This is a genomic window from Streptococcus salivarius (assembly GCF_009738225.1).
In the GTDB taxonomy this organism is placed as follows: Bacteria; Bacillota; Bacilli; order Lactobacillales; family Streptococcaceae; genus Streptococcus.
Genome location: NZ_CP018187.1, coordinates 815,800 through 842,175, shown reverse-complemented (window position 1 = coordinate 842,175; position 26,376 = coordinate 815,800). Strand labels below are relative to the sequence as shown.

The 26,376-nt window shown below is 39.5% G+C and carries 19 protein-coding genes and 1 other annotated feature (1 of these 20 only partly in view); of the genes, 4 read left to right on the top strand and 15 right to left on the bottom strand.

Annotation, left to right across the window (positions count from 1 at the left end):
* Window positions 1-5: 5 nt before the first annotated feature.
* The 5 genes from mprF to udk all read right to left on the bottom strand — a co-directional run bounded on the left by mprF (window position 6) and on the right by udk (window position 6,414).
* Entirely contained in the window at window positions 6-2,561 is a 2,556-nt protein-coding gene (gene mprF / locus BSR19_RS04300; protein ID WP_060972741.1) for a bifunctional lysylphosphatidylglycerol flippase/synthetase MprF, read from the bottom strand.
* Entirely contained in the window at window positions 2,558-3,277 is a 720-nt protein-coding gene (locus BSR19_RS04295; protein ID WP_002884019.1) for an alpha/beta fold hydrolase, read from the bottom strand. The genes mprF and BSR19_RS04295 overlap by 4 nt, the downstream gene beginning before the upstream one ends.
* A 195-nt stretch (window positions 3,278-3,472) precedes the next feature.
* On the bottom strand, window positions 3,473-3,733 hold the full coding sequence (locus BSR19_RS04290) for a YiaA/YiaB family inner membrane protein (protein WP_002883990.1): 261 nt from the start codon (window positions 3,731-3,733) through the stop codon (window positions 3,473-3,475).
* A gap of 89 nt (window positions 3,734-3,822) precedes the next feature.
* On the bottom strand, window positions 3,823-5,742 hold the full coding sequence (locus BSR19_RS04285) for an ABC-F family ATP-binding cassette domain-containing protein (protein ID WP_155198171.1): 1,920 nt from the start codon (window positions 5,740-5,742) through the stop codon (window positions 3,823-3,825).
* A 36-nt stretch (window positions 5,743-5,778) separates the two neighbouring features.
* Window positions 5,779-6,414: a uridine kinase gene (gene udk / locus BSR19_RS04280; protein ID WP_002884073.1), complete on the bottom strand. Its 636-nt coding sequence runs from the start codon at window positions 6,412-6,414 to the stop codon at window positions 5,779-5,781.
* Window positions 6,415-6,505: 91 nt separating this feature from the next.
* Between udk and BSR19_RS04275 the strand changes: the two genes are divergently transcribed.
* The gene (locus BSR19_RS04275) at window positions 6,506-7,588 is read left to right on the top strand and encodes a DEAD/DEAH box helicase (protein ID WP_060972743.1); all 1,083 of its coding nucleotides are present in this window, start codon (window positions 6,506-6,508) and stop codon (window positions 7,586-7,588) included.
* Window positions 7,589-7,640: 52 nt separating this feature from the next.
* Here BSR19_RS04275 and BSR19_RS04270 read toward each other — a convergent pair whose 3' ends face one another.
* The 9 genes from BSR19_RS04270 to acnA form a co-directional block, all read right to left on the bottom strand.
* Window positions 7,641-8,804, bottom strand: coding sequence for an ATP-grasp domain-containing protein (locus BSR19_RS04270; protein ID WP_022495748.1), 1,164 nt, complete (start codon window positions 8,802-8,804; stop codon window positions 7,641-7,643).
* A 46-nt stretch (window positions 8,805-8,850) separates the two neighbouring features.
* A complete protein-coding gene (locus tag BSR19_RS04265) occupies window positions 8,851-9,591 on the bottom strand; it encodes an esterase family protein (protein WP_002884014.1) in 741 nt (246 codons plus the stop codon).
* A gap of 46 nt (window positions 9,592-9,637) precedes the next feature.
* Window positions 9,638-10,465 (bottom strand): alpha/beta hydrolase, encoded by an 828-nt coding sequence (locus BSR19_RS04260; RefSeq protein ID WP_060972744.1) that lies wholly within the window; start codon window positions 10,463-10,465, stop codon window positions 9,638-9,640.
* A gap of 115 nt (window positions 10,466-10,580) precedes the next feature.
* Complete coding sequence (locus tag BSR19_RS04255) at window positions 10,581-12,014, bottom strand: NADP-dependent glyceraldehyde-3-phosphate dehydrogenase (protein WP_002884060.1); 1,434 nt, start codon at window positions 12,012-12,014, stop codon at window positions 10,581-10,583.
* Window positions 12,015-12,232: 218 nt separating this feature from the next.
* Window positions 12,233-13,966, bottom strand: a complete 1,734-nt coding sequence (ptsP, locus tag BSR19_RS04250; protein WP_002890681.1) for a phosphoenolpyruvate--protein phosphotransferase — start codon at window positions 13,964-13,966, stop codon at window positions 12,233-12,235.
* Window positions 13,967-13,970: 4 nt separating this feature from the next.
* Window positions 13,971-14,234, bottom strand: a complete 264-nt coding sequence (locus BSR19_RS04245) for a phosphocarrier protein HPr (RefSeq protein WP_045772118.1) — start codon at window positions 14,232-14,234, stop codon at window positions 13,971-13,973.
* Between the two features lie 261 nt (window positions 14,235-14,495).
* Complete coding sequence (icd, locus tag BSR19_RS04240; RefSeq protein WP_060972745.1) at window positions 14,496-15,671, bottom strand: NADP-dependent isocitrate dehydrogenase; 1,176 nt, start codon at window positions 15,669-15,671, stop codon at window positions 14,496-14,498.
* Between the two features lie 13 nt (window positions 15,672-15,684).
* Complete coding sequence (locus BSR19_RS04235; RefSeq protein ID WP_002890679.1) at window positions 15,685-16,809, bottom strand: citrate synthase; 1,125 nt, start codon at window positions 16,807-16,809, stop codon at window positions 15,685-15,687.
* Window position 16,810: 1 nt separating this feature from the next.
* Window positions 16,811-19,474, bottom strand: coding sequence for an aconitate hydratase AcnA (acnA, locus tag BSR19_RS04230; RefSeq protein WP_060972746.1), 2,664 nt, complete (start codon window positions 19,472-19,474; stop codon window positions 16,811-16,813).
* A 333-nt stretch (window positions 19,475-19,807) separates the two neighbouring features.
* On the opposite strand from acnA, the gene nrdH reads away from it, so the two are divergent.
* The 3 genes from nrdH (at window position 19,808) to nrdF (ending at window position 23,403) form a co-directional block, all read left to right on the top strand.
* Complete coding sequence (nrdH, locus tag BSR19_RS04225; protein ID WP_004182714.1) at window positions 19,808-20,032, top strand: glutaredoxin-like protein NrdH; 225 nt, start codon at window positions 19,808-19,810, stop codon at window positions 20,030-20,032.
* Between the two features lie 94 nt (window positions 20,033-20,126).
* Window positions 20,127-22,286: a class 1b ribonucleoside-diphosphate reductase subunit alpha gene (gene nrdE, locus BSR19_RS04220; RefSeq protein ID WP_002890676.1), complete on the top strand. Its 2,160-nt coding sequence runs from the start codon at window positions 20,127-20,129 to the stop codon at window positions 22,284-22,286.
* Window positions 22,287-22,443: 157 nt separating this feature from the next.
* Window positions 22,444-23,403 (top strand): class 1b ribonucleoside-diphosphate reductase subunit beta, encoded by a 960-nt coding sequence (gene nrdF, locus BSR19_RS04215; protein WP_002890675.1) that lies wholly within the window; start codon window positions 22,444-22,446, stop codon window positions 23,401-23,403.
* Between the two features lie 91 nt (window positions 23,404-23,494).
* Here nrdF and ileS read toward each other — a convergent pair whose 3' ends face one another.
* On the bottom strand, window positions 23,495-26,293 hold the full coding sequence (gene ileS / locus BSR19_RS04210) for an isoleucine--tRNA ligase (RefSeq protein WP_156246627.1): 2,799 nt from the start codon (window positions 26,291-26,293) through the stop codon (window positions 23,495-23,497).
* 47 nt (window positions 26,294-26,340) lie between these two features.
* Window positions 26,341-26,376, bottom strand: a binding site (T-box leader) (it continues 177 nt past the right edge of the window).

The window sequence follows — 26,376 nt, the reverse complement described above, 5'->3', positions numbered from 1 at the left end:
CATCTCTATTTCCAAAGTCGTCTTTTCTTCAATCTGTCTTCAATTTTACGATTATCAATCCTTAAAATGGCAATCATATCAAACAAGAGCCAAGTTCGTTTAGGATAAACAATGTATTTTGGAGACCATATTGGAGAGAACTTTTCCTTATAACGTTGGAGCCCACTAAAAGAGTAAAAACGCTGCGCAAAGACATAGACCAAATTGGCAACCTTCTCTTCCAAGAAACTATCTTCTTCAGTACCCACATTCGCGAGTGGAGCCATTCCCATATCGAAGTACTGCTTTCCTTCTGCTTGGAAATACTGGAAGAGTTTGACAAAGAGGTAATCCATGATACCTTCAGGTGCCTTTTCAAAATCATAACGCATAAGGTCAATCGTCGCCACCCGTTTGTTTTTGGTTGGCATGATATTGGCAAAGGCTACAATTTCTCCATCCTCACTCTCAACAATAGCAATCGGTGCCTGCTGCAGATAAGCTTCATCAAAGAAACCAAGAGAGAAGCCCTTCTCCTTACGACCGTTAAGCCAAATATCTGAGACAGCCTTCATTTCTTGCATCTGAGTCTCTGAAAATGGAGGATCAAGCAACTTAAACTGGAAACCTGCTTTTTCGACACGATTGGTTGGTTTACGGAACTTCTTACCATGCTTACCATCGACAGAGAATGTCGTCAAATCAACCATGGCGTTTTCCCCAAATTTCATAAAATCAAAGCCATAATCATGAAGCATCAGGGTAATACTCTCGTCTGCCTCATAAAACAAGGCTTGTAAATTCCAATCTGATAGTGTCTTCAAGAAAGATTCCCAAGCTGCTCGGTAATAGTTTTCATTACCAATTGGATTTCCCATAACCACACACTTGTTGCTGGTTTGTGCAAATTGGAAAACTACCTGGTCTTGTCCATCGACACGATACCAAAAGAGGCGTTTATCATGTAAATAAGCCAGAGCACTTTCTGATGCACCTCCGTATTTCTCAAGGAGAGCTGTGAAGCGCTCGTCATCCATACTTTGACCAAAGGGCCTACGGGGTGCCAAAATTCTCAAGACTCCCCAAACAATAGTTGCAATGATAACTGATGCCAGTAAAATATCAAACCAAATATGAACAAAATGTCCAAGAACATCCCGGTTCTTAGGTGGCAATAAATGAGACCAAAAACCGCTGCCACCCAGAACAAGAAGAACCAGAATAGTAAAGGCTAGGAAAAGGAAATCCTTTGTTTTGTCTTCCCAACTATAAACAAAGTAACGATGATACAACCTCTTTCTGATGATCAACATAAGCACCAAAGAGAGTACAATTAGGAAAGACATAGCCCAAGAAATACCATTGAGATTGACATAAATCAATGTCAAAACAAAGGTTATTAAGGAAGCAATGAAAGCTCCCTTCACCCGACGTCTGATGAGACGAGCCATGAAAATGAATAGGGTTCCAAATAGGATGCTTGGGAATTGCCAAATTAACTGTTCCTGAATAGGATCAAAACTGCTAATAAAGTAGACATTTGCCAAGCGTTCAGGGATTAAGGCTGACAAAATCAAGAAAATACCTAAGAAACGCAGCAAATACACGAGAAAACGGTGGAGAGTTCCACCAAATACTCGTGAAGAAAGTTTGAAGTATTTCTCGTTGATACGCCCTCCCATGTGTTTGAAAAAGAAGACAACACCTAACAAGAAGGGAATAACGTAGTAAGTTAAACGAAAGAGCAAGAGCAGACTAACCGCAAGAGCATTACTAACCCCCATAGAGGTCAGACCGGTAATCACAATCAAATCGAAACTACCAATCCCGCCCGGAATCATAGAGAAGATACCAATAATAACCGCTAGGAAATAAAGAGGAATCAGATTATAAAGAGGAACATGCAAGCCCATTAAATAAGCTACACTTACAAAGCTTCCAAGGGCCGTTCCCCATTCAGCTGTCGAAGCTAAAAGAAGACTTAGCCTCGTTTTCAATGGTACTTGACCAAAATAGGCTAATTTTTCACGACTAGAAACAAAGAAAATAAAAGGCAGATAAAGGAAAATACCCAATAACAGTAACCAATACTTTCTTAAATCTGGACTTAGAGGGAAGAACCAAAAGACAGCGAATACCAAACCACTTAAAAGGGATAGGCCAGACATAAAGTAAGGCAATAAACGAGAAAGTGCCTTAACACCCGTCTTTTCCTGCCCATCCTCAGAATAAAAGGAATATCTCAGACCCACATCGACCAAACCAGCAAAACCAGCTAAATTATTGATGGTGTTAACAGCCCAACTTGTTTCTAAGATATAGGATTTGGAATAATCCGTTTCTAGCTCCTTATTCAGTATGATGTCATAAAAGAGCATAGGGGAGACAGCGACTAGTCCGATGATAGCCATCAAAACAAGATGCCAAATAGACAAACCGGCCAGAGCTGACTCAAGTGACTCTAAAGTGATGGTCCGTTTGAGGCGAACCAATTCTATGACGACAAGAACCGTAATCGAGATAAAGAAGATAGATTTAACGGCCGCTTTTAAAGGTTGAAGTCTCTCTAAAAGACGCTTCATGCCACCACCTCTTTTCGACTAATTCTCACAAGCTCACGAATCATTTGATTGAAAATCTTATATTTACGTTGAGCTAGACGATGCCCTTCACGACGTTGGACATAGAGCTTATGAATCGGAAAGAGTTCTGAAATCTCCCTAGAATGCCTGATACTGATAACATCCCTTTGCCCCATAACTACCCAAACAGGATAGGCAGCCTGATGTAGACGTTCCCTATCTAGTGGCAAGTCATGAAGCATAAGCCCCGTTACCTGAGCCATGATATCCATTTTAGATGAAAATGGTGACAAGGCTTTTAAGCAAAGATATTGTAGATAGACCGCGAATCTTGAGCGTCTCGTCAACCCATTAAAGGTCATATTTCCCGCATTAAGCAAAAGCCCTGCAATCCGGTCAGGATAACGACTAGCATAAACCATAGCCAAATTGGCACCATCACTATGACCGACAAATAAGGCCTTCTTGATATTCAAATATTGCAAAATTTCCTCCAAATCGGCAGCCATCTGTTCAAAGGTCATCTTAACACTATGACGACTGGACCTGCCGTGATTACGACTATCAATGAAAATTAAACGATAGTCTCGATACAGAATTCCTTGCTTACCAAAGTAATTTCCTGACAAATTATTGCCATGCAAAAAAACAATTGGAAAGCCTTTACCGAGATCACGATAATAGATGATTTGACCATCTTTCACTTTGAATTCCATAATATTACCTACCTTTTCACTAACGCATTCTTATACGATAATTAGTCTTATAAGGCATTGAGGCTGATGAATTGGACTTATCTCATTCCAAAACCATCTAACCCTCTTCACTCCATTATAACACTTCCACTAGGAAAGAGTCAGAATATTTGTGCATTTTCTGCAAAAAGAAAAAGCCTTTTCAGGCTTCTCTTCTTATTGTTCGAAAGTTTGTTGTGCGATGAGTTTGTTATAGTTTTCTTCATCTTCTTGATTATCACGGACAACCTTAGATACTGTAAAGGAAGATGAAATCAAGCCAACACATCCCATGAGGTAGTAACCCTTAACCATCAAAGGCTCTTTAAGGGTATAGAGGCCTACCAACATCAAGATTACGAAGAAGGCAAATGATCCCCATGCCATCATGTTGAAAGATGTTGTGTTACGATACACTTTTTTCTTTACTTTGTTCATAAAGTTAGTCTCCTTTTATATACTAAGACTATTATACCAACAATATAAGCCTTTCACAACTCAAAACATGAAAAGGCTCTCATCATTCCTTAACCTTCCAACTGTTCTGATAAGTCACTCCACTCTTCCATCAGAGCTTCTTGAGAAACTGATAAGTCATCCAGCTCTTTCTGCAAGTCAGACAATTCTGCCACATCATTTGTTTCAAGCATGGCAGCAGAAATTTCCTCCAAGCGTTCCTCAATCGTCTCTAGCTCATTTTCAATTTGCTCAATGCGTCGACTTAGTTTACGCATCTCTTTTTGATTGGCTTTTTGAGCTTGATAATCACTAGCTCCCGCTGAAGCCACTTGGACTTCCTCTGATACTTGATTTTCCTCTGCCTCAAGACGTGCTAACTCTTCAAGCTCCGCCTTCTTTTCAAGGTAGTAATCGTAGTCTCCAAGATAAATGGTCGCTCCATCCTCAGAAATTTCCATCACTTTGGTTGCCACTCGGTTGATAAAGTAACGGTCGTGGCTGACAAAAAGAAGCGTTCCATCAAAGTCGATGAGGGCATTTTCCAAGACTTCCTTACTATCAATGTCCAAGTGGTTGGTCGGCTCATCTAGGATGAGGAAGTTGTTGTTTTCCATTGATAATTTAGCTAGGAGCAAGCGAGCCTTCTCACCACCCGAAAGCATGGAAACCGACTTTTTGACATCATCACCTGAGAAGAGAAAGGCTCCCAGACGGTTACGAATCTCAACTTCAGGAGTTGTCGCAAAATCATTCCACAACTCATCAAGAACAGTGTTTGACGGTGTCAAGGCAGATTGGGTTTGGTCATAGTAACCCACTTCAACATTGGCACCATAAGTTGATGTTCCCTTGATAAATGGCAGTTTACCTACTACCGACTTGATAAAGGTTGTTTTTCCGATACCATTAGGTCCCACAATGGCAATGGCATCCATCTTCTTAACATCGAGAGAAATAGGCTCTGAGAGAATCTCATCGTCATAACCAATAGCAGCATCCCTAACAGTCAAAACTACATTTCCAGAGACCTTATCCGCATGGAAAGTCATATTAGCTGACTTTTGACCTTCTGTTGGCTTATCCAGACGTTCCATTTTCTCTAGCTGTTTACGACGGGCTTGAGCACGCTTAGTTGTAGAGGCACGGACAATATTACGATTAACAAAATCCTCCAGCTTAGCAATTTCCTTTTGTTGCTTTTCGAAGTTCTTTGCTTCAGTAGCCAATTTTTCAGCCTTGAGATCCATGAATTTTGAATAGTTTCCGACATAACGATCTAAACTATGTTTGGTCAAATCCAGGGTCACTGTCGCCACCTTGTCCAAAAAATAACGGTCGTGACTGACAATGATTAGAGCTCCCTGATAATTGACCAAGTAATTTTCCAACCAGGCAATGGTCTCGATATCCAAGTGGTTGGTCGGTTCGTCCAGTACCAAGAGCTCAGGCTTCTCAAGCAGCATTTTCGCCAAAGCCAGGCGCGTGTTTTGCCCTCCAGAAAGATCTGAAATAGGCATCTCCCACATGCTTTCATCAAACTTAAAACCATTGAGAATAGCTCTGATATCAGATTCATAGGTAAATCCACCTCGCTGTCTGAAATCCTCGGAAAGTCGATCGTAGTCAGTCATTAACTTGTCCAAATCAGCCCCAGTCAACTCGGCCATCTTCATTTCCATGTCACGTAGACGTTTTTCATCTGCACGTAGGTCTGCAAAGACATTTAACATTTCCACATAGATGGTATTGCTAGACTCAAAGCGACTATCCTGAGCCAAGTAAGACAAATTCAAATCACGTTTTGTGTTGATTTCACCACTCGTCGGCGCTTCCTCTCCAACCAAGATTTTCAATAAGGTTGATTTTCCAGCACCGTTACGGCCAACCAAGGCAATACGATCGCGTTCATCTACCTGAATATTAATATTATCAAAGAGCACATCTCCTGAGAAAGAGCGCTCAATCTTGTTTCCTTGTAAAATAATCATAACGTTTCAATTATACCAAAAAAGCCAAGCTCCTGCTTAGGCTTTCTGACTTTCTTTCAAAATGCTTGCTACCTTAGTATTAATCAAATCGATAGCAACAGTATTTGTGACACCTTCAGGAATCACCACATCTGCGTAGCGTTTCGTTGGTTCGATAAACTGGTGATACATAGGTTTAACCACACTGATATATTGCTCAATGATACTATCCAAGCTACGGCCACGCTCTTCCATGTCACGCTTGATACGACGGATAATACGAATGTCATCATCAGTATCTACAAAAAGCTTGATATCCATCAAATCACGCAAACGTTTATCCTCAAGTACCAAAATCCCTTCAACAATGAAAACATCCTGTGGCTCTTGACGATAAGTCTTTTCACTACGAGTGTGTTGGGTGTAGTCATAAATGGGAATATCCACTGGACGCCCAGCAATCAGCTCATTGATGTGTTCAATCATAAGATCTGTATCGAAGGCAAAGGGATGATCGTAGTTAGTTGACACACGCTCTTCAAAAGTCAAATGTGTCTGATCCTTATAATAAGAATCATGCTCAATCATGGCAATTTTCTCATCTGGAAAATTTGATAGAATGGCACGAGAAACACTGGTCTTACCGCCACCAGAGCCACCCGTAACCCCAATAATAATCGGTTTTTTAGGCATGGTAAATTCCTATCTAATATAGTCTTTCTTATCTATTCTACACTAAATCATGATATAATAAAAGCAAATCCATATAGAAAATGAGACTTTTATGTTTAAAAACTTTACTGAACAATGGCAAGACCTCCTTAAAGAAAAAGGAATCACTACAGAGACTGCCATTCAAAAAGAACTCTTTGCACCAATCACTGAAGGAGATAATGTCCTAGGTATCAGTCCTACAGGAACAGGTAAGACCCTTGCCTACCTTCTCCCACTGCTCCTCAAACTCAAACCCAAAAAAGCTCAGCAACTGCTTATCCTAGCACCTAATTCTGAACTTGCTGGACAGATTTTCGACGTAACCAAACAGTGGGCTGAGCCACTAGGACTCACTGCCCAGCTCTTCCTTTCTGGCTCTAGTCAAAAGCGACAAATTGAACGCCTGAAGAAAGGACCGGAAATTCTCATCGGAACCCCTGGCCGTGTCTTTGAGCTGATTAAACTCAAAAAGATCAAGATGATGAACGTCAATACTATCGTCCTTGATGAATTTGATGAGCTTCTCAGTGATAGCCAATACCACTTTGTGACAAAAATCAGCCACCATGTTCCTCGTGACCATCAAATGATTTATATTTCGGCAACCAACAAAATTGACGATCAAGATCTTGTCGAAAATACTATCGTTTATGACCTATCTGATCAGGAACTAGACACCATCAAACATTATTATATCAGTGTTGATAAACGTAACCGTGTCGAACTTCTCCGTAAGTTCTCCAATATTCCTGACTTCCGTGGCCTTGTCTTTTTCAACAGTCTTTCTGACCTTGGTGCTACTGAAGAACGCCTCCAATTTAACGGAGCTTCAGCAGTATCATTGGCAAGTGACATCAACGTCAAATTCCGTAAGGTTATCTTGGAAAAATTCAAGAACCATGAGATTTCACTCTTACTAGGTACTGACCTATTGGCACGAGGCATCGATATTGAAAATCTGGAAGTGGTCATCAACTTCGATATTCCTCGAGACCGTGAAGCCTACACTCACCGTGCAGGTCGTACCGGACGTATGGGAAATGAAGGTAGCGTCATTAGCTTGGTAACCCATCCAGAAGACCTCAAAAAACTTAAAAAATTCGCTAAAGTATCAGAACTGGTTCTTAAAAACCAAGAACTCCACGAAAAATAAGCCATTACAAAAGCACTTCAGTTTACTCTGAAGTGCTTTTAACATATACAGATTAGGCTTTTTTACCAAAGTCCTCAATCATTTGTTCCATTTCCTCACGACTTGGAGTTGTCAACATATAAAGGAAGTCACCTTGCAACTCTGCAAAGGCTGCAGGCATGATTTTCTTAACTTTAAGTTGTTCACGATACTTATCAAAAAGTTCTTCTTCTGAGTAAGCATAGTGTGAGCTTGCACGACGTGAAGTTGCTAAACAGTAAAGTGGCTCAAACTGAGAAGCTGGGAATGGTTCTCCAGCAACGATATCCGCATAGCCCTTGTACAAATCGAAAGAATGAGCATAGTTATAGACGTCGATTGTGAAGCCACCTGCTGGACGGTTGTTATATTCAATAGCAATATAATCGTCACCATCACGGAAGAACTCAATATGGAAGAAACGTTCCTTCATACCAAATTCTTTGACAATTGCCTCACCATACTTACGTAACTTAGGATCCATATCCTTAAGAACGTAGTAAGAATTGTCCATCTTGTAAATCATCAAGTCAAGTGGAGTGTGAGCATAATCGAAAGTTGTTGAGAAGACAATATTACCATCATGATCAATCAAACCATCGAAAGTACAGATTTCACTTGAAGTTACAAATTTTTCAAAGAAATAAACTGTTTCATGGTCCCACTCAGCCTTGAAATGATTGATATCATCTTCTGTTTCAAGTTTGAAGGTTGCAGCTGCACCAACCCCATTATCTGGCTTAGCAATCATTGGAAGACCAATTTCTTTCACAGCTTTATCCACATCTTCGTCAGTTTTAATAACAGCACCAGGCACAACTGGAACACCAGCTTTTTGGAAGAGTTTCTTCATTTCAGACTTGAATTTAGTTTTCTTAAGGTCTTCTGGCTTAGCACCAAAAACATTGAACTGTTCACGAAGTGCTGCATCCAATTCCAACCAGTATTCATTATGAGATTCGATACGGTCGATTGGACCATGTTTGTAGAAAAGAAAGGCTACGGCACGCTTAACTTCATCCAAGTTTTCCAAATTGTCTACACGGAAGTACTCAGTCAATGCATCTTTCAAAGGTTGATCCAATTGCTCATAAGGCTCTTGACCAATACCAAGAACTGTGATTCCCTTATTTGCAAGTTCAACTGTAAACTGTTGGAAGTTTTGTGGATAGTATGGTGAAATAACAAGATAATTCATTAGTGATTCCTCTTTTATAGTTATTTAGATAGGATAGACAAAGAAATTATAGGTTCATATTGTCAAGGAAATAAGGCATTTGTTTACGCCACCATTCCCAATCGTGAGCGACATCATGGCCCCACTCAGAGAACCAAGCTGGAATGTTCTTTTGTTCAAAGGCTTCCTTGAGTTTATAGTAAGATGGAAGACCATCTTGTTCCCAAGCACCAAGACCTGTACATACGATGATCTCAGCTTGACGGTAGCGGTCGATAAACCAACCATCATTTTGGTTCCAGATATAATCTGATGGGGAATTTTGGTAAATAGCTTCATCCCCTCCAAACTCACCCACAAAGAAACGAGCATCATAGACACCACTAAGGGCTACTACTTTATTGAAAACATCAGGGTGTTGCAAGAAGAAATTAAGCGCATGGTAAGCACCCATTGAACATCCTGTTGTCATCATTGGATCAAACCAACCAGTTTTGTGTTTGATAAACGGAATAGCTTCTTCAATAACATAACGTTCATAGGCACGATGCATTTCAGCACGATCGTGTGGATTTTTCCAATCACAAAGCCAGCTTTCACTGTCCACACTTGATAGCGTAAAGAATTGTACGCGTCCTTCTTCGATAAAACGTGCACAAGCATCAATCATACCAAAGTCATAGTATTCGTTATGGCTACCACCTGATGACGCAAAAACCACAACAGGGATACCAGCGTGCCCATAACGGTTAACATACATTTCACGATTAAGTTGACCACTCCAGTGGCTAAGATGTTCGATATTCATATTTATATTCCTTTTCCTAAATTAAAATAATTTTCGTTAATATAGACTAGTCCCACTTTTCAGCGAAAAAGCGAAGACAGTCTGGTAAATTCTCGGCCCAAGCTTCTTCATTGTGTTCAGCACCAGATTGAATGTGAATCTTGATATTTTCCAAATCAACCCCACGAGCGATCAAATCATGGTAATAGCTCAATGAAGAGTCAATATAAGCCTGCTTAATGTTACCAGCCATCAAGGTCTTGTCAGTATCATCAGCTTCCTCAGTCCCTACATAAATGTAGACACGTTGATCTGCATCGAGCTTTTGACGCGACATGTAACGATCAAAGGCATCTTGATGCAACCAGTTAGCTGAAGAAAATACCCCAAGACAACCAATCTGCTCCTTATAATCAAGCCCCATAAACTGAGTGATATTACCACCAAGAGATGAACCAATCATAGCTGTATGCTGACGATCTGAGAAGGTACGGTACTCCTTGTCAATAAAGGGTTTAACCACATCCATGACAAACTCCGCATACTCTACTCCCTTGCCTCCGAACTGAACACCAGGGATATTAGATTCTTGGTACTTCCACGCAGAATACTCATTCATACGGCCAGGGCCATCATTATCGATGGCTACAACAATCATGCGCGAAATATCAGGATTACGCTTGATTGTTGGGATAATCTTCCAAGAATATCCAGAAAATGACTCCTTACTATAAAGAACATTCTGACCATCATGGAAATACACGACAGGGTAAGAACGATCTGTATCCGTTTCATAGTTCTTAGGTAGAAGAACACGCACACGACGAAGTTTACCAGTGTATGGCACCTCTAATTCATGGGTCTTCATAACCAAGTAAAAATAAGATTTATTCATTGTCAGAAAACTCTCTATATTCGAAATTTAGTTCTATTATACCATATTTTAAAAGAAAAAGAGCCCCAATAATGGGGACTCTTTACACTTTTTTAATGATTGAATAGCTAAACTCTTAGTAGTTTGCAATATCAAATACTGTTGATTTCACACGAGTCATAGCTTCGATAGAGTATTTCACACCTTGAGTTCCGGCACCAGATCCTTTAATACCAAGGAATGGGAAGTTATCTGTACCACGTTGTGTTTTGTTGTTGATGTGAACTGTACCAACTTCAAGTTGTTCAGCAATTGCAAACGCACGTGGGTAGTCTTGAGTGAAGACTGCACCTTGAAGACCAAATTCAGATTCGTTAGAAATCTTGATTGCTTCTTCAACTGAAGATACACGGATGAATGGCAATACTGGACCAAATGGTTCTTCCCAAGCAAGACGCATGTCAGTTGTCACATGGTCAAAAACAGCTGGGTAGATAAGGTTGCCTTCACGTTTCAATTCAGTTTTAGCAGTAGCACCTTGTTCAACGGCATCATCAATCAAACCTTGAACGAAGTCAGCTGCTTTTGTATCGATAAGTGGTGTAACGCTTGCGCTTTCTTCAGGCATACCAACAGTGATATTACCTACCAAAGCAGTTACTTTTTCTACCAATTCATCTGCAACGCTATCCATTACAAGGACACGTTTGATAGCTGTACAACGTTGACCTGAATAGTCAAAGGCACCAGCAACAATGTTTTTAGCAGTCAAGTCAAGGTCAGCATCTTCAAGAACGATAGCGGCATCTTTACCACCAAGTTCAAGCATGATTGGACGCATAGCTGCCAAACGACCGATGTTTTCACCAACTGGTGTTGAACCTGTAAAGTTGATGAAATCAACTGCTTTGTGCTCAACAATGTAGTCACCGATAACAGAACCACGACCTGTGATAGAGTTCAAGACACCTGCAGGGATACCAGCTTCAACAAATGCTTCAACCAAAAGAAGACCTGAGATAGAACCTTGTGTTGGTGGTTTGAAGGCAACAACGTCACCAGCAATCAAGGCAGGAGCAATTTTAGAACCAGCCAAGTTTACTGGATAGTTAAATGGTGAAATAGCAAGGACAAGACCTACTGGTTCGCGACGAACAACAGCAATTTTTTTCTTGCTACCAGCGTCAAAGGCACCACCTTCAAGTACTTCACCTTCCAAACGCAAACCTTCTTCAGCTGCATAGTGGATGATTTCAGCAGTACGAACAACTTCACCGATTGCAGATTTCAAACCTTTAGAGATTTCTTTAGAAAGAACTTGACCGATTTTTTCTGCATCACGTTCCAAGATATCTGCTGCTTTATGAAGGTAAGCTGCACGTTCAGCATATGAAAGCGCACGCCATGCTGGGAGTGCTGCTTTAGCTGCTGCGTAGACTTCGTCTACTTCAGCTTGGCTCATCGCTGGAACTGATCCAAGTTCCTCACCGTTTGCAGGTGCGTAAATAGTAATTTCGTTTTCAGATGTTTTCCACTCACCATTGACATAGTTTTTGTATTGTTTAGCCAAGATAGTAACTCCTTTTATCTATTATAAGACCTATTTTATCATTTTTTTAGAAATATTCCAAGATTTAAACGAGAATTATTCAGAAAATTTTGACAAAAAATAGTTAAAATTGTTAACCTAGGTTAGCCGTATTCTACTCCTAACTAAAGAATGAGTCAATTATTTTGTCTCCGTTTAGATATAAAAAAAGTGAAAGCCTAAGCCTCCACTTTTTATGATTAGTCTACGTTAACGTATTCTTTTGAAAGTTCAAGAACTTCTTCCATTGTTGCACATTCAGTAAGAGCACGGTTAGCGTATTCTTCCATTTTAGCTGTGTCAAGTTTCTTCATCAAGCTACGTGTACGAAGAACAGATGTCGCTGACATTGAGAACTCATCCAATCCCATTCCAACAAGAAGTGGAACAGCAGTTTGGTCACCAGCCATTTCACCACACATACCAGCCCATTTACCTTCAGCGTGAGCCGCTTTGATAACATTGTTAATCAAACGAAGGATTGATGGGTTATATGGTTGGTAAAGGTATGAAACTTGTTCGTTCATACGGTCAGCAGCCATTGTGTATTGTATAAGGTCATTTGTGCCAATTGAGAAGAAATCAACTTCCTTAGCAAATTGGTCAGCAAGCATAGCTGCAGCTGGGATTTCAATCATGATACCTACTTCGATATCGTCTGCAACGGCAACACCTTCAGCAACCAATTTAGCTTTTTCTTCTTCAAGAATACCTTTAGCAGTACGGAACTCAGTCAACAAAGCAACCATTGGGAACATGATACGCAATTTACCGTGAACAGATGCACGAAGCAAAGCACGCAATTGTGTACGGAACATTTGATTACCAGTTTCAGAGATAGAAATACGCAAAGCACGGTAACCCAAGAATGGGTTCATTTCTTTAGGAAGGTCGAAGTAAGGGAGTTCTTTATCCCCACCGATATCCATTGTACGAACGACAACAGGTTTACCGTTCATACCTTCAAGAACTGCTTTGTAAGCTTCATATTGGTCATCTTCAGTTGGGAAGTCTTGAGAATCCATATACAAGAATTCTGTACGATAGAGACCAACAGCTTCAGCACCGTTATCATTTACACCTTCAACGTCTTTAGGTGTACCGATGTTGGCAGCCAATTCGAAATGTTTTCCATCAGCAGTAACTGTTTGAGCATCTTTAAGGAGAGCCCATTCAGCTTTTTGTTTAGCGTAAGCTTCACCAGCTGCTTTGAACTCAGCAATTTGCTCTTCAGTTGGGTTGATAACAACTTCACCAGTAATACCTGAAACAGCCAAAACATCACCATCTTTGACAAGTTCTGTGATGTTATTTGTTCCAAGAACGGCTGCGATTTCAAGTGTACGCGCCATGATAGCTGAGTGACTTGTACGTCCACCGATGTTAGTAACAAAGGCTTTTACGTACTTTTTGTTCAACTGAGCTGTATCAGATGGTGTCAAGTCATGAGCAACAACGATTGATTCTTCGTTGATTGTTGCCGGGTTAGGCAATTTCTTACCAAGCAAGTTAGCAAGCACACGTTTTGTAACGTCACGAATATCCGCTGCACGTTCTTGCATGTATGGGTTATCTTCCATACCTTCAAAAATAGCGATAAACATGTCTGTTACTTCTGTCAAAGCAGCTTCAGCATTAACTTGTTTAGCACGGATAGTTTCTTTAATTTGACCAGTCATTTCTGGGTCAGCAAGAACCATCAAGTGAGCATCAAAAACGGCTGCCGCTTCTTCACCAAGGCTTTCAACTGCTTTTTCACGGATAACAGAAAGCTCGTCTTGTGACGCCGCTAGAGCAGCATCTAGACGAGCCTCTTCTGCACTTGTATCTTCAACTGTTACAGTTTCAAATGACAAGTCCGGTTGAACAAGCAGATATGCCTTAGCAACTGCAACACCATCAGATGCTGCGATTCCTTTAAGCATTTCTGTCATATTCTTATGCCAATCCTTCTTTTGTCATTGTTTCTGCGATTGCTACGATTGCATCATCAGCATCAGCACCTTCTGCAGAGATAGTTACGTCAGCACCTTGACCAACACCAAGGCTCATAACACCCATGATTGATTTAAGGTTAACTGCTTTACCTTTGTAGTCAAGAGTGATATCTGAAGCAAATTTGCTAGCTGTTTGAACAAGCAAAGTAGCTGGACGTGCGTGGATACCTGTTTCTGCAACAATGTGGAAATCTTTAGAAGCCATAATGGATTCTCCTTCTTAGTTTGGAATATTTGAGTTATCAATGATAACCCTTACAATTTAGAATTATAACATAGCTAATTGAGATTATCAAGGTTAAAACGTACTTTCTACAAGTTTTTCAAAAGCCTGTCTCTCATTTTACTGCTCATTTTCAATTTTTTAAACATAAGCAAATACTAGTCTCTAGTTATTTACAACATTTTCAGAAAATTTCTTTCATGGTGTTTTCAATCGTTAATTTTCATTTTCGAGCAAAAACAATCACATAATTGAAAGAATTTGATTGCTAAAGGCACTCGTTGAATAAGCTTGTTTCCCAAATGCCAAGTCAGCTGTAAAGATATCAGCTTTAAATGTCTTTTCAATAGCACTTGTAATCAGTTGAGCTGCCTCAGTCCAACCAATATAATCTAGAAGCATGCAGCCAGATAATAGAACTGAGCAAGGATTAGCCTTATCTTGATCCGCGATATCCGGAGCTGTTCCATGTGTTGCTTCAAAAATAGCATGGCCTGTTTGATAGTTAATATTGGCTCCAGGGGAGATGCCGATACCACCAACTTGTGCAGCTAAGGCGTCACTGGCATAATCACCATTCAAGTTGGTTAAGGCAACAACATCAAATTTTTCTGGATTTAAAAGAATCTGTTGTAGAAAGTTATCCGCGATTATATCATTAATCTCTAAACGACCAGCCAGCAATTCTTCTTTATATTCTTCCTGAGCCAATTCATAACCCCATTTACGGAAGCCACCTTCTGTAAATTTTTGAATATTCCCCTTATGAACTAAGGTCACTTTTTTTAGATTGTTCTTGAGAGCATAGTCGATAGCCGAGCGAATGAGGCGTTTACTTCCTTCTATTGAAATTGGCTTGATTCCGATACTACTTGATTCTGGGAAGCGAATTTTACTAACATTCATTTCTGTCTGGAGAAACTCAATCACGCGCTTAACATCTGTTGTTCCCGCTTCCCATTCAATTCCCGCATAAATATCTTCAGTATTTTCACGAAAAATAGTAATATTCGTTTTTTCTGGTTCCTTAAGCGGACTTGCTACTCCTTCAAAGTAACGAACCGGTCTAACACAAGCGTAGAGATCAAGTTCTTGACGTAAAGCTACATTTAAAGAACGAATCCCTCCACCTACTGGCGTCTCAAGCGGACCCTTAATAGCAACTAAACTTTCTCGAATAGTCTCCAATGTTTTTTTCGGCAACCATTCTCCTGTTTTATCATAAGCCTTCTTACCAGCTAGGAGCTCTTGCCACTCAATATGACGCGTTCCTTCATAGGCTACTTCTACTGCTTTATCAAAGATTGCTTGGGCATTCTTCCAGATATCATGTCCAACACCATCCCCTTCAATAAAAGGGATAATTGGACTATCAGAAACTTGAAGCTGTCCATTTGTCATTACGATTTTTTCTGCCATATAGCTTTCCTCCCTAGCGTTTTTCTAAAGGAATATAGGTCATATTTTCTTGTCCAATATACTGTGAGCGAGGACGAATCAATTTGTTATTTTTTTGCTGCTCTTGAATATGAGCAATCCAGCCGGCAACACGACTCATTGCAAAGATAAGTGTGAAGATATCGCTGTCAATTCCTAGAGTATGGTATACGGTGGCTGAATAGAAGTCTACATTGGGAATTAATCCCTTCTTATCTTTCATGAACTCTTCAATTTCTTGAGACATATTAAAGAATTCTTCATTCTCGGTACCCTCTGTCAACTTTTTAGCCATATCTCTTAAGAAAATTTCACGAGGATCCTGTTTCTTGTATACACGGTGCCCAAATCCCATGATTTTCTCTTTAGAGTCAAGTTTTTCCTGTAAGTAAGCATAAACATCACCTGATTCGCGGATTTCTTTAAGCATATCAAAGACGCGTTCATTAGCCCCACCATGCAGGGGACCTTTTAGAGCACCAATAGCTGTTGTAACACACGAATAAATATCTGTCAGAGTCGAAGCACAAACACGCGCTGCAAAAGTTGAAGCATTCAACTCATGATCAGCATGTAGAATTAAGGCCTTATTCATAGCCTCAACTTCAATTTCAGAAGGTTCAACACCATTCAGCATGTAAAGAAAATTAGCAGCAAAACCTAAATCTTCTCTTGGTTTGAGGGGCATTTTACCAGTGCGTAAGCGTGCAAAAGTCGTAATAATTGTTGGCAATTTAGCCATCAATTCAATACTTTGCTGATAAACGGCTTCCATGGACTTCTCCTCAGCATCCACATTGTATACCCCAAGAAGTGAAACTGTTGAACGTAAAACACTCATTGGGTGCAAATGTGGACGAGATTGGATAAGAATGCATTGTTCTACAGCATCTGAAATGTCATAGTTCTTACGCAACTCTGCTTCAAAATACTTGAGTTCCATTTGCGTAGGAAGATGACCATTCCATAAGAGATAAATCACTTCCTCAAAAGACGCTTTATTTTCCATAAACTCGGAAATATCATATCCTGCATAGGATAAATGGTCATCAATAATAGATGAAATCCTAGTATTACAGGCAATCATATCCTTAAGTCCATTAATTTCAACTGTTGTCATATTAGGCTCCCTTCAATTTTTTTCTTACAACCATTGGTAAGATACCACCATTTTTATAGTAGCGAATATCAGCATCTGCATCGAAGCGTACCAAGGCTTTAAAGGTTTTGGTTTGTTCAGGTGTTGAAGCTGTAACAGTGATAACATCATGGACACCTGGATTTTCTGAAAGATCGAAGCTAAAGGTCTCATGCCCTGTCAATCCAAGACTTTCAGCATTTTCCCCTTCCATAAATTGTACTGGTAAAATCCCCATCATAACTAGATTTGAACGGTGAATACGCTCAAAACTCTCAGCAAGCACTACTTTTACACCAAGGAGATTTGCACCTTTAGCAGCCCAGTCACGACTAGAGCCCATACCATAATCCTTACCAGCAATTACAAGCGTATCTTGATTAGCTTCTTTATATTTCATAGCAGCATCATATATAGGTAGAATATCACCATCATATTTAGTATATCCACCAATTTTTCCATCTGCTAGCTCATTCTTTATACGAATATTAGCAAAAGTTCCTCGCATCATGACTTCGTGATTTCCACGACGGCTACCATAAGAATTAAATTCTTGATAATCAACACCATTCTCAGTCAAATAACGAGCTGCTGGGCTATTTCTGGCAATATTACCCGCTGGAGAAATATGGTCTGTTGTAACCGTATCTCCAAATTTAGCCAAAACCTTCAAATCATCCAATGGTTTAATACTCAAATCATCTCCTAAAGCATCAAAGTAAGGTGGGTTTTGAATATAGGTAGAGTTTTGATTCCATTTATAATTTTGACTTTGTTCAGTAGGAATGGCATTCCACTTCTCGCTATCAGAAAAGACACTGGCATATTCATCTTGGAAGAGTTGACGGGTGACGTATTTATCAACATAAGTCTCAATGTCATCACGAGATGGCATAATCTCCTCTAAATAAACAGCTTGACCATTGTCGTCAAAGCCTAGAGGCTCAGTTGTCAAATCAATATTCGTGTTACCAGCCAAGGCATAAGCAACAACTAATGGTGGACTAGCTAAGAAATTCGCTTTAACAAGTGGATTAATACGCCCTTCAAAATTACGATTTCCTGACAACACAGCACTCGCTAAGAGATCATTGTCTACAATAGCCTTAGCCACTTCAGGACGTAAATCTCCTGAGTTACCAATACAAGTTGTGCAACCATAACCTACCAAGTTAAAGCCAAGCTTATCTAGATAGGTTTGCAAGCCTGAAGCTTTGAGATAACCAGTAACAACCTTAGAACCTGGTGCTAAAGATGTCTTCACTGTTGGAGATACTTTTAATCCTTTCTCAACAGCTTTTTTGGCTAAAAGACCGGCTGCCATAAGAACGTAAGGATTAGAGGTATTGGTACATGATGTGATTGCTGCAATGGCAACATGACCCGTTTGAATTATTTCTGAATGATCCTCAAAATCAACTTTTGCAGTTTTTGCTAACTCTTCATTATCCAAACCGAAACCACGGACACCTGCTTCACGTACCACTGCATCTTGAAATTCTTGCTTAGCATCAGATAAAAGAATCAAATCTTGTGGACGTTTAGGACCTGAGATAGAAGGTTTAATAGATGACAAATCGACTTCAACAATCTTAGTATACTTGGCTTCTTTACTTGGATCATAGAAAAGATGATTGGCTTTTGTATAGGCTTCAGTGACTTGGATATGTTCCTCATCACGATTAGTTAAACGCATGTAGTTAAGAGTCTCGTCATCAATAGGAAAATAACCACAAGTCGCACCATATTCCGGTGCCATATTAGCGACAGTAGCACGGTCAGCTAGAGATAAACTCTTCAAGCCAGGTCCAAAGTACTCAACAAATTTACCAACCACATTTTCAGAACGAAGCACCTGAGTAATCTTGAGAGCCAAATCTGTTGCTGTGGCAATTTTAGGCAGCTCACCTGTCAGATGTACACCAATAACCTCTGGAATTGGGAAATAAGACGCTTCACCTAGCATAGCTGCTTCAGCTTCAATTCCACCAACACCCCAACCAAGAACGCCAATACCATTAATCATAGTCGTGTGACTATCTGTACCAAACATAGAGTCAGGATATAGGAGCCCATCATTTTCAATAATGACATCACTCAAAAATTCAATATTAACCTGATGAATAATCCCTGTTGCTGGTGGAACAGCACGGTAATTTTCAAAAGACTGTTCGGCCCACTTAAGAAACTCATAGCGCTCGTTATTACGTTTAAACTCTAGATTGATATTATCTTCAAGAGCAGTATCACATCCATATGAATCAACTTGGACAGAGTGGTCGATGACCAAATCTACTGGAATCTCGGGATTAATAAATTCGGCTTTACCTCCATTAGCCACTATAGCATCACGCATGGAAGCTAAATCAACAACAACAGGAACCCCTGTAAAATCCTGTAAGATAACACGACTTGGTTTAAAAGGTACTTCAGAAATTGTTGGAAAATTCGGAAATTTTATTAGATCAGAAATGTGAGATTCCTTAACATCGACACCATCTTTTTTTCTGAGGAGACTTTCAAGTAGTATTCGAATGGTATAAGGTAGTTCTCCGACCTTAACATCATGAGATTTTGCTGCTTTTTCGAGATCATAGAAAGAGAATGTCTTACCATTTACAGTTAGATTTGAACAGTATTCTTGCATACTTGAACCTCCATTAGTTAAAAATTTTCTTTATTCTACACTGTTATTTTTGAAAAAACAAATAGAATCGGCATTTTGATGTTATATTACATAACATATATGGTGAGATATTTCTTTTTTAGCCATTTTCATAAACAAATTCTATTTAATTTAGAGAACTTAAAAAAGCCTTTGAAACACAAGATATAGGGTTGTGTTTCAATACTAAACACAAAATATTGTATTTCCTTAAGATATTTAGCTTGATTTTTCCCAATATTTTGGGTATTCTATTAGAGTTAAAAAAGTGGCTCTCTTGGCCACTTAAAATCTTTTTACAAAGGAGTATTTGCAATGGCAAAGATTACATTGTTTTCTAAAAACAACTGCATGCAGTGTAAAATGACTAAAAAATTCTTGGAAAAGGAAGGTGCTGATTTCGAAGAAATCAACATTGATGAACAACCAGAAAAAATCGATTACGTAAAAAGTCTTGGTTTCACTGCTGCTCCAGTTATTGAAGCAGGCGATATCGTCTTTTCAGGTTTTCAACCGACTAAACTTAAAGAAATCCTTTAATTATCAAGTTTTTAAATAGAAAGGAACTTGTCTGCTTAGTATAATGTTTTAACCTTAATATACTATTAAACTAAGTAAGCCTGGTATCTGTATTATGTCTTTAAAAAATCTTGGCGATGTCTCATACTTCCGCCTCAACAACGAAATTAACCGTCCTGTTAACGGTCAAATTCCTTTGCATAAGGACAAAGAAGCACTTCGTGCCTTCTTCCTTGAAAACGTTAAGCCAAATTCAATGGCATTCAACAGCATCACAGATAAAATTAATTATTTGATTGAGAACGATTATATCGAGTCTGAATTCATCGGTAAATACGAACCTGCTTTCATCGAAAAGTTGTCTGCAGAAATTCATTCTCAAAAATTCCGCTTCCAATCTTTCATGGCAGCCTACAAGTTCTACCAACAATATGCCCTCAAAACAAACGATGGCGAGTCTTACCTCGAAAGTATTGAAGATCGCGTTCTTTTCAACGCCCTTTACTTTGCTGATGGTGATGAAAACCTTGCTAGTGACCTTGCTAACGAAATGATTCACCAACGTTACCAACCTGCTACTCCTTCATTTCTAAATGCTGGACGTAGCCGTCGTGGTGAACTCGTGTCATGTTTCCTTATTCAAGTAACGGATGACATGAATTCAATCGGACGTTCTATCAACTCGGCCCTCCAGTTATCACGTATTGGTGGTGGGGTAGGTATTAGCCTATCCAATCTACGTGAAGCTGGTGCTCCTATCAAAGGATACGCTGGGGCAGCCTCTGGTGTCGTACCTGTTATGAAGCTTTTTGAAGATAGCTTCTCTTACTCAAACCAACTTGGCCAACGTCAAGGTGCTGGTGTTGTTTACCTGGATGTTTTCCACCCAGATATCCTTGCCTTCCTTTCTACTAAGAAAGAGAATGCCGATGAGAAGGTGCGTGTTAAGACACTATCACTTGGTGTTACAGTTCCAGATAAATTCTACGAGTTGGCACGTAATAATGAAGATATGTACCTCTTCAGCCCTTACTCAGTCGAAAAAGAGTATGGTAAACCATATAACTACATTGATATTACAGCTATGTATGATGAGTTGGTGGCCAATCCCAATATTACAAAAACCAAGATTAATGCACGTGAGCTAGAAACTGAAATTTCTAAACTCCAACAAGAATCAGGTTATCCATATATTGTCAATGTTGATACAGCCAATCGACACAACCCAATTGATGGTAAGATCGTCATGTCCAACCTCTGTTCTGAAATTCTCCAAGTTCAAACACCAAGTGAACTTAACGATGCACAAGAGTTTGTCAAACTCGGTACAGATATTTCATGTAACCTTGGATCAACTAATATCCTTAACATGATGACATCTCCTGACTTCGGACGTTCGATTAAGGCTATGACACGTGCACTTACCTTTGTTACAGATAGTTCAAGTATTGATGCTGTACCATCCATCAAAAATGGTAACCAACAAGCTCATACCTTTGGTTTAGGAGCTATGGGGCTTCACTCTTACCTTGCTAAACACCATATCGAGTATGGTAGCCCCGAATCTGTTGAATTCACTAATATCTACTTCATGCTTATGAACTACTGGACTTTGGTTGAATCTAACAATATTGCCCGCGAACGTCAAGAAACCTTTGTCGGTTTTGAAAAATCAAAATATGCTGATGGTTCTTACTTTGATAAATACGTTACAGGCCAATACGTTCCTAAATCTGACCGTATCAAAGAACTTTTCGATGGTCACTTCATTCCACAAGCCAAAGATTGGGAAGAACTACGTGAACTCGTTAAGAAAGATGGACTCTACCATCAAAACCGTTTGGCTGTTGCACCAAATGGCTCAATCTCTTATATTAATGACTGTTCTGCTTCTATCCATCCAATCACACAACGTATTGAAGAACGTCAAGAAAAGAAAATCGGAAAAATTTACTATCCGGCCAACGGTCTTTCAACAGACACAATTCCTTTCTACACTTCAGCCTACGACATGGACATGCGTAAAGTTATCGACGTCTATGCCGCTGCGACTGAACACGTTGATCAAGGTTTGTCATTAACCCTATTCTTGCGTAGTGAGTTACCAAAAGAAATTTACGAATGGAAAACAGAAAATAAACAAACAACTCGTGACCTTTCTATCCTTCGTAACTACGCCTTTAACAAAGGAATTAAATCAATCTACTACATCCGTACTTATACAGATGATGGGGAAGAGGTTGGTTCTAACCAATGTGAAAGCTGTGTCATTTAAGATAGTGATTTAACGATAGCAACTTCACTACTCTTATTTACAAAATGCATTAAAAGGTCGGTTTGCCGACTTTTTTAATAGATCAACTCAAAAAACTATATCATGATTTTGAATTATGATAAAATAGTAACGATATCAATAAAGAAAGAGGTTTCTAATGGAAACTTACTACAAAGCCATTAACTGGAATGAAATCGAAGATGCGATTGATAAATCTACCTGGGAAAAATTGACCGAGCAATTTTGGCTAGATACACGTATCCCACTTTCAAATGACCTTGATGACTGGCGTAAACTTTCCGCTGAAGAAAAAGATTTAGTTGGAAAAGTTTTCGGTGGTTTAACATTGCTAGATACCATGCAATCTCAAACGGGTGTTGAAGCCATTCGTGCAGACGTCCGTACACCTCATGAAGAAGCTGTATTGAACAACATTCAGTTCATGGAGTCTGTTCACGCCAAATCTTACTCTTCAATCTTCTCAACTTTGAATACTAAATCTGAAATTGAAGAAATTTTCGAGTGGACTAACAGTAACAAATACCTCCAAACCAAGGCGAAAATCATTAACGATATCTATGAAAATGGAACGCCTCTTCAGAAGAAGGTTGCTTCAACATATCTTGAAACATTCCTTTTCTATTCAGGGTTCTTTACTCCACTCTATTATCTTGGTAATAACAAGCTAGCTAACGTTGCTGAAATCATTAAACTTATTATCCGTGATGAATCTGTTCACGGAACCTATATTGGCTATAAATTCCAACTTGGATTCAACGAATTGCCTGAGGAAGAACAAGAAAGTTTCCGTGAATGGATGTATGATCTTCTCTACCAATTGTATGAAAATGAAGAGCTCTACACTAAATCTCTTTATGACGGTGTTGGATGGACTGAGGAAGTCATGACTTTCCTTCGTTACAACGCCAACAAAGCTCTTATGAACCTAGGACAAGATCCACTCTTCCCAGATAGTGCGAACGATGTTAACCCAATCGTTATGAATGGTATTTCTACAGGAACATCCAACCACGACTTCTTCTCTCAAGTTGGTAATGGTTACCTTCTAGGAACTGTCGAAGCCATGCAAGACGATGATTATAACTACGGACTATAATAAAAAACTAGCTCAGCTAGTTTTTTATTGTGTTCAATACTATATTCGAAAAACAAATAGAAAAAAGAGTTCACGGTGAACTCTTTTTATTTTATTTTGCTTTTACTTCAAAACCTTCTGCTACACCTTCAGCAAAGTTTTCTTCAACAATGCTAGCACAGTGATCACAGATAGTCGCGTTGTAGCTACGCTCTTTAGTAGTTGGATCGATACGACGACAACGGTCACAGACATCACCTGTAGCACGTTCTACTGTGAATGCCACACCTTCAAAGCTTACAGCAGATTCAGGTGCTTCTCCTTCAGCAATAGTCAATGCTGAAACAATCAAAAGTTGAGCAAGGTTAGTGTTCAAACCTTCAATAAGTTCTTTGACTTCATCATCAGGATAGATAGTCAAATGAGCTTCAAGCGATTTACCAATAACTTTTTCATTACGAGCTTCTTCCAAAGCTTTTTGAGCTTGGCCACGGAAATCCATGAAGGCATTCCATCTTTCAAGAAGTGCATCTTGACCCACAAAATCTTCTGCTTCTGGTAACTCTGACAATTGAACATAGTCTTCTGTTTCAAATTCAAGATATGACCAAATTTCTTCTGCAGTGTGAGGAAGGATTGGTGTCAATAGTTTTGTAATCTTGACAAGAATATCGTAGAAGACTGTTTGCATTTGACGACGTTCAAGTGATTCCGCACTCTCAATATAAACCACATCTTTGGCAAAATCAAGATAGAATGCAGATAACTCAACGTTAATAAAGTTAACCAAGGCTTTGTAGATAGTCAAGAACTCAAAGTTTGCATAGGCATCACGAATAGTCTTAACCAATTGGTTAAATCGAATAGTCATGTACTGATCTACAGAACGCAAGTCTTCAAAGGCTACTGCATCAGTTGTTGGATTGAAGTCAGATGTATTAGCAATCAAGAAACGAAGTGTGTTACGAATCTTACGATAAGATTCTGATACTTGGCTAAGGATATCCATTGAGATACGAACGTCATTAGTTGTATCAACACTTGTTACCCAAAGACGAAGAATTTCAGCACCAAATTGTTTCTCAACATCACTAGGAGCAATAGTATTACCGAGGGATTTAGACATCTTTTCACCCTTACCATCAAGCGCAAAACCTTGAGACAAGAGTTGTTTGTATGGTGCAACACCATTATTAGCAACAGATGTGATAAGTGATGAGTTAAACCATCCACGATATTGGTCTGAACCTTCAAGATAGAGGTCAGCTGGATAAGTTAACTCAGGACGGTTAACTACAACACCATTCCATGATGAACCTGAGTCAAACCATACGTCCATAATGTCAGTTTCTTTAGTGAACTCTCCGTTTGGTGAACCTGGATGTGTAAAGCCTTCTGGAAGAAGATCTTTGGCATCACGTTCCCACCAGATAACTGAACCGTGCTCTTCGAAAAGTTTAGCCACATGTTCGATTGTTTCTTCGGTCATGATTGGTGTTTTATCTTCAGCATAGAAGATTGGGAGTGGCACACCCCAGGCACGCTGACGAGAGATTACCCAGTCACCACGGTCACGAATCATGTTGTAAAGACGAACTTTACCCCACTCAGAATGGAATTTAACTTTTTCAATCTCATCCAAAATCTCTTGACGGAATTTAGAAACAGAAGCAAACCATTGTGGTACGGCACGCCAGATGATTGGTTTCTTCGTACGCCAGTCAAATGGGTATGAGTGTGAGATTTCTTCTTTAGCAAGGAGCAAATCACCGAGTTTTTCCATAACGATTGGCGCCACTTTATCGTAGAACTGACCTTCAAAATCAGGACCAGCATTTTCCATCATGATACCACGCTCATTAACGGTTACGGCAACTTCAAGGCCATTAGCAATACCTACGTTATAGTCATCCTCACCAAAACCAGGAGCCGTATGGACGATACCTGTACCTGAATCTGTAGTTACGTGATCACCAAGGATAACAAGCTCATCAACTTCTGTATCCCATGGGTGTTCAGTGACGATTTGATTCAATTCTTCACCACGGTATGACTGAAGTACTTCCACATCAGTCCAACCAAATTTCTCAGAAAGACTATTAAGTAATTCAGAAGCAACGACAAATTTTCGGTTTTCTCCGGCAGGTTTTACGAGAACGTATTCAATATCAGCACCAACAGTCAAACCACGTGAAGCTGTTACTGTAAATGGTGTTGTTGTCCAAACTACGATATATGTATCTGTGTCTAGTACTCCTTTACCATCCTTAACCTTATTGGCATAGTAAAGTGAGGTTGAAACTAAATCATGGTACTCGATTTCTGCTTCAGCAAGTGCTGACTCTGATGACCATGACCAATAAACTGGTTTTGCGCCTTGATAGATGTAACCTTTTTTAGCCATCTCACCAAAGACACGGATTTGTGCAGCTTCATAGTCTGGTGTCAAAGTAACATATGGATTATCCCAATCAGCCGAAACACCAAGACGTTTGAAATCTTCACGTTGTTTGTCAACTTGTGAAAGTGCATAATCACGACACATCTTAAGATATTCAGCACGATCAAGTTCTTTACGTTTCACACCTTGTTTTGCCAACACTTGCTCAATTGGAAGACCATGCGTATCCCAACCAGGAACGTAAGGAGCATAGAAACCAGACATTGATTTTGAACGAACAATGATATCCTTAGAAATTTTATTCATCGCATGTCCAACGTGAATATTACCATTGGCATACGGAGGACCATCATGAAGAGTGAAGTGAGGTTTACCTTGGTTCAACTCTTGACGACGTTGATACATCTTAGCATCTTCCCACTCTTTTTGCCAGATTGGTTCTTTGTTAGGAAGTCCAGCTCGCATTGGAAAAGCTGTCTTACCTAGATTTAAGGTTTCTTTGAGTTTCATTATATCTCCTCTTTAAATTAATTTACTAAATAAAAAGAGCCTTCATCAAAAAGGACGAAAGCTCGTGGTACCACCTTAATTCA